The organism is Bacillus sp. JJ1764 (genome assembly GCF_036962145.1).
Taxonomy (GTDB): Bacteria; Bacillota; Bacilli; order Bacillales; family Cytobacillaceae; genus Neobacillus.
On record NZ_JBALNY010000142.1, the window covers coordinates 1 to 10,786 of the forward strand.

Annotated in this window: 11 protein-coding genes and 2 pseudogenes; 4 read left to right on the forward strand and 9 right to left on the reverse strand. The window is 35.2% G+C overall.

Translation table 11 applies throughout. The annotated features are described in order from the left end of the window. Window positions 1-10 precede the first annotated feature (10 nt). Window positions 11-247, forward strand: coding sequence for a CBO0543 family protein (locus tag V7083_RS18455; RefSeq protein ID WP_335480695.1), 237 nt, complete (start codon window positions 11-13; stop codon window positions 245-247). Window positions 248-535: 288 nt separating this feature from the next. Here V7083_RS18455 and V7083_RS18460 read toward each other — a convergent pair whose 3' ends face one another. Together V7083_RS18460 and V7083_RS18465 are read right to left on the reverse strand one after the other, a co-directional pair. Further along, entirely contained in the window at window positions 536-1,528 is a 993-nt protein-coding gene (locus V7083_RS18460) for a zinc-dependent alcohol dehydrogenase family protein (RefSeq protein ID WP_335480646.1), read from the reverse strand. A gap of 203 nt (window positions 1,529-1,731) precedes the next feature. Then, window positions 1,732-2,184: a VOC family protein gene (locus tag V7083_RS18465; protein ID WP_335480648.1), complete on the reverse strand. Its 453-nt coding sequence runs from the start codon at window positions 2,182-2,184 to the stop codon at window positions 1,732-1,734. Window positions 2,185-2,525: 341 nt separating this feature from the next. Here V7083_RS18465 and V7083_RS18470 point away from each other — a divergent pair. Then, window positions 2,526-3,591, forward strand: a pseudogene (locus tag V7083_RS18470) (low temperature requirement protein A). A 77-nt stretch (window positions 3,592-3,668) separates the two neighbouring features. Here the strand turns inward: V7083_RS18470 and wrbA are convergent. The 4 genes from wrbA to V7083_RS18490 all read right to left on the reverse strand — a co-directional run bounded on the left by wrbA (window position 3,669) and on the right by V7083_RS18490 (window position 6,067). Further along, window positions 3,669-4,280 carry an NAD(P)H:quinone oxidoreductase gene (gene wrbA, locus V7083_RS18475; protein WP_438823745.1) on the reverse strand — a complete coding sequence of 204 codons (612 nt, stop codon included), beginning with the start codon at window positions 4,278-4,280 and terminating at the stop codon, window positions 3,669-3,671. A 181-nt stretch (window positions 4,281-4,461) separates the two neighbouring features. Next, complete coding sequence (locus V7083_RS18480) at window positions 4,462-4,860, reverse strand: DoxX family protein (RefSeq protein WP_335480652.1); 399 nt, start codon at window positions 4,858-4,860, stop codon at window positions 4,462-4,464. Between the two features lie 64 nt (window positions 4,861-4,924). Beyond that, window positions 4,925-5,347, reverse strand: a complete 423-nt coding sequence (locus tag V7083_RS18485; RefSeq protein WP_335480654.1) for a MarR family winged helix-turn-helix transcriptional regulator — start codon at window positions 5,345-5,347, stop codon at window positions 4,925-4,927. A 267-nt stretch (window positions 5,348-5,614) separates the two neighbouring features. Further along, entirely contained in the window at window positions 5,615-6,067 is a 453-nt protein-coding gene (locus V7083_RS18490; protein ID WP_335480657.1) for a GNAT family N-acetyltransferase, read from the reverse strand. Between the two features lie 270 nt (window positions 6,068-6,337). Between V7083_RS18490 and V7083_RS18495 the strand changes: the two genes are divergently transcribed. After that, on the forward strand, window positions 6,338-6,766 hold the full coding sequence (locus tag V7083_RS18495) for a pyridoxamine 5'-phosphate oxidase family protein (protein ID WP_335480659.1): 429 nt from the start codon (window positions 6,338-6,340) through the stop codon (window positions 6,764-6,766). A 154-nt stretch (window positions 6,767-6,920) separates the two neighbouring features. Here V7083_RS18495 and V7083_RS18500 read toward each other — a convergent pair whose 3' ends face one another. Continuing rightward, window positions 6,921-7,925: an aldo/keto reductase gene (locus V7083_RS18500; protein WP_335480661.1), complete on the reverse strand. Its 1,005-nt coding sequence runs from the start codon at window positions 7,923-7,925 to the stop codon at window positions 6,921-6,923. A 208-nt stretch (window positions 7,926-8,133) separates the two neighbouring features. Here V7083_RS18500 and V7083_RS18505 point away from each other — a divergent pair, with 208 nt between their 5' ends. Further along, window positions 8,134-9,051, forward strand: coding sequence for an AraC family transcriptional regulator (locus tag V7083_RS18505; RefSeq protein WP_335480664.1), 918 nt, complete (start codon window positions 8,134-8,136; stop codon window positions 9,049-9,051). A 162-nt stretch (window positions 9,052-9,213) separates the two neighbouring features. Here the strand turns inward: V7083_RS18505 and V7083_RS18510 are convergent. Together V7083_RS18510 and V7083_RS18515 are read right to left on the reverse strand one after the other, a co-directional pair. After that, window positions 9,214-9,824, reverse strand: a pseudogene (locus tag V7083_RS18510) (alpha/beta hydrolase). An 18-nt stretch (window positions 9,825-9,842) separates the two neighbouring features. Then, the coding region (locus V7083_RS18515) for a ring-cleaving dioxygenase (RefSeq protein WP_335480666.1) at window positions 9,843-10,786 on the reverse strand (944 nt) is incomplete at its 5' end.

A 10,786-nucleotide genomic window follows, 5' to 3' on the forward strand; every position in this document is an offset into this window, starting at 1 on the left:
GCATTATATAGTGTATCCTACAATTGGTGTATTTTTTATACTTTTATATCCTAAGGGAAGAAAAAGAACCTTTATTTACTACTTACTATTTTCACTAGTCATAACAACTTATTCCTATCTTGTTGAAAGATACAGTTCATTGATTCACTTTATTCACTGGAACTGGTTTATAGGGTTAATTACTAACATGATTATAATGTATGTGACTAAAAAATATATATTTTGGTTTAAAAATGGTCTCCTGTAAATGTGTTTTAATGCCGTCAGTCAAACTTTTGGCTTTTTGTTTTATAGATATAGCTTTACTACCTTATTCTAAAGAAAGAGAAGAAATGATGATTTATATTAGACTACCATATAAAATTAAAACACCTTTTAGCCAAAAAATGTAAAAGCCGATTTCCTTTTCATGACTAAGATGATCGGCTTTTTCTGTAACTTTGTGAAGGTTTATACTTAATCTAACCTGCCTTCAATCAGAAACAGCATTATCTTTGTTACAGTCATGCACCCGTTTTGTTGAACAAGAATGAACTCAGTAACTTGTTAAAAATACTTTCCCCTTTGTTTTATTTGAAAATTCAACTGCGTCAATTGCCTTTTTGATATCCGACAAGTCATACATTGAATCAACCATCATCAAACTTAACTTTTTACCATTTATTAATCGTATTAAATGATCAAAAGTTTCTTGCCATTTTTTTGCCGATATATTTTTGTTCCAATTCCGTAAATGAAATATATTCGCATTCACTTTTGCTTGATTTACAATATCTGCCCAATTTACCTGTACTCCTGATAAAAGACCAATAGTTAAAAACTGTCCATTTGGGCGAACACAAAAAGCTAATTCATTACCATCCGAACCTCCAATAGAATCAATGGCGGCATCCGCCCCCCTTCCACTTGTTAATTCCATTACGGTTTCATGTAGATGACTTATAGAGGTATTAATCACATAAGAAGCACCAAGATGAAGTAATTCCTCTGTATATTTATCGTTTCTAGTCACTGCAATTAATTGAAAACCTAAAATTTTTGATAATTGAACAAAAATATGTCCAATTGAAGAACCACAAGCGTTAACCAATAAAACATCGTTTGGTTTTAATTTTAAAACTTCTGTACAAACTACCCACGCTGTAACGGGATTAATATACATTTGTGACGCTGTAAAATCATCAATGGAATCAGGTATAGGAACGGCCAATTCCGCTGATGTCTTAACATACTCTTGCCATGTACCTTCCCCACGCAAAGGTAAAACCCGTTTGCCAATAAGTTTTTTTGAAACAAAAGGACCTACATCTTCTACAATCCCAACACCTTCATAACCCGGAATATTAGGTAAAGAAATTCGATGAGAATACGCCCCTCTAATTGGAATCAAATCAGAAGGATTGATAGGTCGTGCCAACATTCGAACAAGAACTTCATGATGTTTTGGTGGTTCAATTGTTTTATATTCAATTTTTAAAACATCTTTAGGATTGCCGAATTCGTAGAAAGTAATATATTTTGCATTCAAAACAGTAAAAGCTCCCTATTATAAATTAGAATTAATCAATTATAGCATTTTTGACTAAACTCCTGTTACTTCAAAAATAAAAAGCATTACCGTTGTTTCAGTAATGCTGTTATAAAATCGAGTTACTTTCACACTGTTTTTGGTTCAGTTTTTACCTTATTAATATATATTTCAGTAAAGGCATTTAATAAAATGTCACTTGCTTATTTGTTACCGAGTTGTTCCGCCAAACCGATTAGAAGTCCCTCGGGTCCACGAATGTAACAGAGCCGATACGAGTCTTCGTACTGAACTACTTCGCCAACGAGCTGAGCACCAAACTTAGTGAGTCTAGATACCATTTCATCTATGTCCTCAACGGTAAACATCACGCGTAGATAACCGAGGGCGTTTACAGGAGCTGTCCGGTGATCTGATATAGTAGGTGGGGTGAGAAATCGCGAAAGTTCAATTCGGCTGTGACCATCTGGGGTAACCATCATAGCAATTTCTACGCACTGAGAACCCAGTCCGGTTACGCGACCAGCCCATTCACCTTCGACAGTGGCTCGCCCTTCGAGGTTCAAGCCAATCTCCTCGAAGAATGAGATTGCATCATCAAGGGATTCTACAACGATACTGACATTGTCCATCCTTAGTAATTTGTTTTTTGCCATAGATTTATCTCCTTATGTATAAATTTATTACCTGATCATCTTTATAAGTATTCTATTCAAAATGACAAACTCCTTTCAAACAAAAAACACCTTGTCACATTGCACTTTTATCTTCTCTGATATAAACGTATTTATTCCTGTCAGTGTGAATCATGAACTTTGACATATATTAGAAAATATAGATAGAATCAATGATATACCTCGTATGTTTTATTGCTTCTCCGTTTATTTCCGTATACTAAATATCTATAAAACTCATCACTGATTAATTCTTTTATTAGTAGCAGATCTAGGTTAAAATCTAACTTTATCTTAAACTTTTAAGAAATTGGAGAAAAAATATGGTAGAGAAAAAAGTAACCTGGCTAGAACTTTTTTGCGATCTTTTATATGTGGCTGCAATATCCAAGTCAACAAATGTATTACTGAATGTGGATGAAGGAGAAATTTTATTTGTAAATTTACTCAAATTCAATTTAATATTTATTCCCGTCTGGTGGGCATGGGTAGGACAAACAATGTTTGTAAACCGCTTTGGAAAGGACAAATTTCATGAGAGGTTTTTACTTATCCTCCAAATGGTGTTTGTGTTAATTCTAATCTCTAGCTTATCTGTTGATTTTGATCGATATTATATCCCTTTTTTAGTTGGATACATAGGTGTTAGGGCATTAACTGCTATTCAATACTTATTGGTTGTTATAAAGGGAAAAAACGAACAAAATACGGCTGCCTATTTTTTAGCAACCAGATTTTGGATAGGAATTTTTATTTCAACTTGCTCGATTTTCTTTTCTTTATGGTTTAAATATGTTGTTCTTTATATAGGGATTATCGTCGATATTTTTATACCCTTAATCGGTAGAAAATATCTGAGAAAACATCCTGTGAATTCATCTCATTTATTTGAGCGGTTCGGACTTTTAACTCTTATTTTGTTTGGTGAATCCATTATTAGCATCTTATCGGTCCTCCATCCCGAGATTGGAAGTTGGAAATCTATAGGATACTCTGTATTGTCGTTTTCCATCATTATTTCATTGTGGTGGCAATATTTTGATAATCTCGAAAAAAAGATTGATAAATCAGTTAAAACAACTGGACAAATCATACTTTACGGACATCTCTTCATTTATATTTCCTTATGTATGATNNAATAAAGAAATGAGCTATTATTTCATTCTAAACTTTATTTTTTGTGCAACTTTCATTTACTTTTTATCCACCACAGTTGTTTTTCATAAATACCGGCATCAAAACCATAAGCTTAAGATATTTCATTTGGGATTGTTCTTAAGTATTATTTTTTCCTTTTTTATTTTCGACCTTTTTATTCCTGTTCCAGGTCTAATCATCTTACTTCAAATTAATGTGTTTTTTGTAATCTATGCAAAAATTTCTACATGAAAAATTCGGAACTAAAACTGTTTAGCAAATCTCAAAACAAAGAAAAAAGCTAATCTGATTAGCTTTTTTCTTAAAATTTACTGATTTGATTTTTTAACCCATTCTGCAACTGTTACTGTACGCTTTGCTTGATGTTTTACAGCTGCTTGAACATCTTCAATCATTTTGCCGTCTTGACCAACGGTAACACTTGTTCCGTATGGATTACCGCCAGCTCCAAATGTTACAGGGTCAGTATAACCAGGAGCAGCGACAATTGCACCCCAGTGATACATGGTTGTATAAAGAGATAATATAGTTGCCTCTTGACCACCGTGTGGATTTTGAGCGGAAGTCATGGCACTTACAACCTTATTTACTAGCTTTCCATTAAACCAAAGTCCTCCGGTTGTATCTAGGAATTGTTTCATTTGTGCAGGCATGTTACCAAATCGAGTAGGTACACTGAAAATAATGGCATCTGCCCATTCTAAGTCTTCTAATTTAACTTCTGGAACATCCTTTGTTGCTTCTACATGTGCTTTCCAACCTGGATTTCCTTCAATAGCTGATTTTGGCGCAAGTTCTGGTACTTTAAGAACCTTTACTTCTGCGCCTGCTTCCCTTGCACCTTCAGCAGCCCATTGTGATAGTTGATAATTTGTTCCACCCATGCTGTAATAGATTACTGCTAATTTTACATTTGTCATTTTTTCTGTCTCCTTTTCAGATGAATTCCTGAATAATTTGGATAAAAATCCCATTATAATACACCATCCTAATATATCTTTCTTTTCAGTTTTTTATTCGTCAGATTGTTTTCTGGAATTAATAATTGTTTAAGTCTTTTTAATTTTAGTTTAAGATTAGGAATCTCTAATTCGAGATATATTAAAATAAAAACACATCTATAGCATATTTACCAGGACCAATAAAAACTATACCGATAGAAACCGCAATCAATGTTAGATTATATTCATATCCATTAGCTGTTGCCCATAATCCATTTGGACCATGCACCTTTACAATAGCCATTACCATAGTACCGGCAATTATAATAGCTGCAAGTGGAGTTAAAAATCCTAAAGCAAACAATATACCGCCAATTAATTCTGCTAATCCTGCGAAAAGAGCCATTGTTATCCCTGGTTTCATACCAATCGATTCAAACCAGCCTCCTGTACCTTTTATACCATAACCGCCAAACCAACCAAATAATTTTTGAGCACCGTGACCAACAAATAATAAACCTACTACCAAACGAATAATTAATAAACCAATACTTATCATTATCAAAATCCTCCTAAATGTTATTTGTCTCGAATTCGAGATAATGGTTTAAAAAAAATGAAAGTTACACTTTATTCCTTACTTTTTTCAAAAGATGCACCAATATCTCCGCCTCATCAGCATTTAATGAATCAAACAATTGATGAACAAATTCATTATATTTTGGCATGATTTCGTTCATCAATTTATTTCCGCCATCAGTTAATACGACATGTATCACCCGGCGATCTTCTGGACAGGCATTTCGGCTTAATAAACCTCTTTGTTCTAGCTTATCTATAACATATGTCATCGAACCACTAGAAATCAATATGCTACTCCCAATTTGTTGAATTGTTTGTTTCCCTTTTTGATAAAGTACTTCTAAAACAGAAAATTCCGTAATACTAAAGTTGTTTTTTGCTATTTCTTCCTTTATTTTCTCATGGATAGCTTTAGATGTTTGCATTAATACAAGAAAGGGTAGATTATTGCATTTCCTCTCCATTTCGTTCACCTCCTTGTAAATCTCGAATTAAATTATCTCGAATATGAGATAATAATAATACTTATCAACTTCTGTGTCAACAACTATTTCTTATTTCATTGTTTTTTAGAAAATTGTACTAAGTAAATGACGATTTTTCCTTCCCTAATAAAGAAGGTTGCGTTTGTGAAACAAGAAAAAATCCTGCATCAATTCAGGATTTTTTATCAATCTATATCTAAAAAATGAACCTTTTTAAATGGACACAAGCAGTGAGTAACAGCAGGATTATAAATCCTTCGATAGTCGTATCATATCTATAACCTGTATATTATTTTCAAATATTTCTTCATCGTAATGTCTCACAAAAAAGTCTCTGTCTACCCCAGTTATTCTAAAGCCGCATTTCTGATAAAGGGCAAGTTGCCCAACACTAGAATTACCAGTGCCGACCTCAATCGTTTTAAATCCCAGTCTAATAGCAGTTTTGATTGCATGTTTAACTAGCTGTTTCCCGAACCCCTTTCCTTGGTGTTTTTCATCAACCGCCACATTGACTAATTCAACTGTATCGGGTCTTGTTGGTAGTAAAACATAGACACCTATTATATGAGCATTCAACAAGCCGACAAAACAAGATCCTCTTCTGAGATATTCTTCAACTAGCCTATTTGAAGGGTCAGCTAATAATAATAGTTCAAATGGTGGTTTCTCGTTGTCAAGTAACTTTCTTATTTGCATTTTAATACACCTCGATTCCAGCTTCTTTGTGTTCCTGTTTATTACAGAATCTTTTAGCTACAAATATATTACCACATTACATCATTATTGTGACGAGCACTTACTGTGTAAAACTGATCATTTATCTCAAAGTTCCAGTTAAGATACAGGCTTTTGCAACTTTATTAGCCCTTCCGTATTCCTGGATGTTATAAAAAACTGTTTATAAATGAGAATGAAAACTAAGGATGAAGAAAAAATAAATACATCATACGATAAGGAGCAAAATGAATGGACAAAAAAGATGTAAAAGACGAGGTTGTTAAAATAATATCAGGTCATAGGACAGGGGTACTCTCAACTGTTGAAAATAATAAGCCACATTCAAGGTATATGACGTTTTATAATGATGAATTAACGTTATATACCCCAACGAAAAGAGATACAGAGAAAATAGATGAAATAGAAAAAAATCCATCGGTTTCTGTATTATTTGGCTATGAACAGAAAGGACAAATGGATTCTTATGTGGAAATTTTGGGAACATCTTCTATCAATGATTCGGATGTTCTAAAAAAGCAATTTTGGGATGATTCATTTGAGAAATGGTTTGATGGTCCTGAAGATCCTAACTACGTATTTCTCAAAATTAACCCAGAAATTGTCCGTATTTTAAATTTACACGATAAACCGGCTCAAGAATTTAATCTAACAAACTAAAATTTATATCACAAAGGTTACTCGCCCTTTTTTTCTTGTGAAAGGTTCATTGAGGTTTTATAAAACCGTTGTGATGACAATAAGTTAAAAAACCAAGGTTTCCTGATTAATGCAGGAAATCTTGGTTTTGCATTTTATACGCAATGGATAACCATTACCTGGAACTTAAAGCACCGACTACAGGATGTGGAACATATGGCTCTTCCAAGTAGCCCACCTTTTCAGTGGTTAACTTAACCGACAGAGCCCCCACAGAATCTTCAAGATGAGAAATCTTGGTTGCACCAATTATTGGAGCTGTTACTGGCTCTTTCTGCAGAATCCAGGCAAGTGCAATTTGAGATCTGGGAACACCATGTTTTTCAGCCAATTCGGCAACTCGTTTCACGACAAGTCGATCGTGATTTTCAGTTGCACCGTATTTAGATTTTTGGGTTTCATCCGTTTCAGAACGAAGAGTGTCTTCGGACCAATCACGTGTTAATCTACCCGATGCAAGAGGGCTGTATGGGATAACGCCTATTTTTTCTTCCGTACATAACGGTAACATTTCTCTTTCCTCCTCACGGTAGATGAGGTTGAGGTGATTTTGCATCGATACAAACCTAGTCCATCCATTTTTTTCAGCCACATGTAACGCCCTTAAAAACTGCCATGCGTACATGGCAGAGGCGCCTATGTACCTTACTTTACCTGCCTTCACTAAATCATGAAGTGCTTCCATTGTTTCCTCTATTGGTGTGTTATAATCCCAGCGATGAATTTGATACAGATCCACATAATCGGTGCAGAGGCGTTTAAGACTTTTATCGATTTCACTCATAATATGTTTTCGCGATAACCCTTTGCTGTTCGGACCTTTGCTGTTCAAATCTTTGCCCATAGGGAAATAAACCTTAGTCGCAATGACAATTTCATCTCGATTTGAAAAATCTTTAAGAGCACGTCCAAGAAATTCTTCACTTGTTCCATCTGAGTAAGCATTTGCAGTATCAAAAAAGTTGATACCTAATTCGATAGCTTTTTTAATAACTGTACGACTGCTCTCTTCATCAATGACCCAAGGATGTATCCAGCGTTCCTTTTCTCCAAATCCCATACAGCCAAGGCATAGTCTCGATACATCTAATCCCGTGTTGCCAAGTTTAGTATATTCCATTTGTAATTCCTCGCTTTCTAAATGTTTTTATCTAAAAATATATATTCTTCCTATCTGCTCTCCATGTTCCAACTATACTACAGTCACAATTGAACCTCATAACCCATTCATATCATATTTTTGCCTAATCCTCTCACAAGGATTTACTAAAAACATAAGTATACGATAAAATGTGTCTAGTAAAGGTCAAGCAATAAGGAGAATTCACATGTCTGAAGAGATTTACAAACAACAGCATGAACTTGCCAATCTCATCGAACGTTATTCAGGTCAAGACGGGGTTCATCCTACTACAATCCCCTCTTTATATTTAATCCGTGAATCAATGGTGACAGAACCCATTTCTAGAGTAAACGAAACATCCTTTTGTATTATCGTCCAGGGAGAAAAGGAGGTATTGTTAGCGGAGGAGAGTTTTAGGTACGGTCCTGGTCATTACATTGTTGCATCTGCTGACTTGCCTGTCACCGGTCAAATTAAAAAGGCCTCTACTGATACTCCCTATTTGGCCCTTAAACTTGAATTTACACCGGATCAAATTTTTGATATGTTAAGTGATTCTAAAATTCAAGTGGGCAAAAAGAAAAATGCAAAACGTGCTATGTATGTCAGTAAAGTAGAGTCATCGTTGTTGGATGCTGTTATTAGGTTAACCCGGTTACTTGAAAATCCTATACATATTCCCTTTCTAGCTCCATTATTCACGAAAGAAATTCTTTATTGGGTTCTACAAGGTCCACATGGTGAATCACTAGAACAAATGGCAATTAAGGGCAGTAACGGCAATCGAATAAGAGATGTTATTGAACAGATCATTAAGAACTATGATCGTCCTTTTAAAATCGAAGAACTTGCAGATATCGCGAATATGAGTGTTGCTACCCTTCATCGGCACTTTAAAGTAGTTACAGCGATGAGCCCCATTCAGTTTCAAAAACAATTGAGACTCCAAGAAGCTAGGCGCATGTTATTAGCTGATACATCAGGTATCGCTGATGTCGCATTTCGGGTAGGCTATGAAAGCCAGTCACAATTTAGTCGAGAATATTCTCGTTTGTTTGGTTTTCCGCCAAGAGAAGATATTAATCGTATAATGGAGAAAAACGTCCAAAGAATTAAGGTATAAATGGTTGAAAAGACCATCTTGAATTTTTAAAATTACACTTTTTGCTTTTAATTTTTTATCTTCCATGGCCGTAATACAGGTGCTAGCGTCAAGTAACGAAGCAAAAAAACTAATCGGCGTTTTCCGATTAGTTTTTTTGCTTATGCTTATCGATTTTTTTTATCATTTAATTATTTCTTTGCGATACCAAATTGCTGCGGCATCAACTTCTTGAATAGTTAATTGATGACCTCTATTCTCCCAATGAAGTTCAACATTCGCATGGGCCATTTCTAATAATGATTGAAGTTCAGTTGATTCAACTGGCGAACATATTGGGTCATTTGTGCCAGCCGCAATAAAGACTGACTTTCCGGTTAAATCAGGAAGCTCAATACCTCTTCTTGGCACTATTGGGTGATGAAGAATCGCACCTTTTAGTGCCTTTTGATAATGAAATAATAAACTAGCTGCTATATTTGCTCCATTTGAGTATCCAATAGCGATTATATTATCACGATTAAAACCATAATTTTTTGACGCTTCGTCTAGAAAGTCATTTAATTCTTTAGTTCTGAAAATGAGGTCCTCTTCATCAAATACTCCCTCAGCCAATCTTCGGAAGAATCTAGGCATTCCATTTTCTAATATGTTTCCACGAACACTTAAGACTGAAGCCTCTTCGTCAATTCTTCCAGCAATAGGCAGCAGATCTAATTCATTTCCACCAGTCCATGCAACAACAGTAATGTTGGTTTTCTTGGATCTTGCCCCTTTTTGAATATATGTTTCACTATATATCCCTCCAAGATTTAATGTAAAGTTAATGGACGTAAATTTTCTTCAATCTCTTTTCGCTTCGGTTCCAAAAATGGTGGAAGTGCTAGTTTTTCCCCCATTGTCTCCATTGGCTCATCTGTCGCAAATCCTGGAGTATCTGTTGATAATTCAAATAAGATCCCATTAGGTTCCCTGAAATATAAGGCCTTGAAGTAATACCGTTCTACTTTCCCTGAATTCGGTAATCTGAATTCTTTTAAGCGCTCTGCCCATTGATTATATTCTTCTTCATTTGGAACGCGGAAGGCAACATGGTGAACACCACCACGACCTAAGTGAACTCTTGGTAAATCAGTCCTTGTTTCAATATGAACCTCCGCACCGCTGCCGCCTTCGCCAGTTGCATAAACCAAAATATCAGGATAATTCCCTTCAAGTGATGAATAAGAACCGGCAAATCGAAAACCCATAACTTCTGTTAAAACACCGATTGTTGGTTCAGAGATCGCCACTGTGAGGGTTACAGGCCCTAATCCGATAATGGCATGTTCTTGAGGTATGTCATCCTTTGGCCATGGAACCCCAGCTCTAACACCATTTTCACCGTTATCGGCTACGAGGATTAAACGAGTCCCCTCGAAATCTCTGAAAGCTAATGAATCACGATTTGCTCTTTTTTCAATTTCATCATGTTGAACTCCAAATTGGGTAAAACGGTCTTTCCAAAATAACAGTGCATTTGTATTTCTTACTCTAAGTGATACCGTAGAAATATCTGAAGTTCCCCTGTGTGTTCTCCCAAGATGAGGAATATCGAAGAACGTAACTTCAGTTCCTGGAGTTCCTTCCGCGTCAGCATAGAAAAGATGATAGGATTCAGTATTGTCTTGGTTCACCGTTTTCTTAACCAGTCTCATACCTAAAATTTTTGTATAAAATTCATAATTTTTTTCCGCTTTTCCAGTTAATATTGATA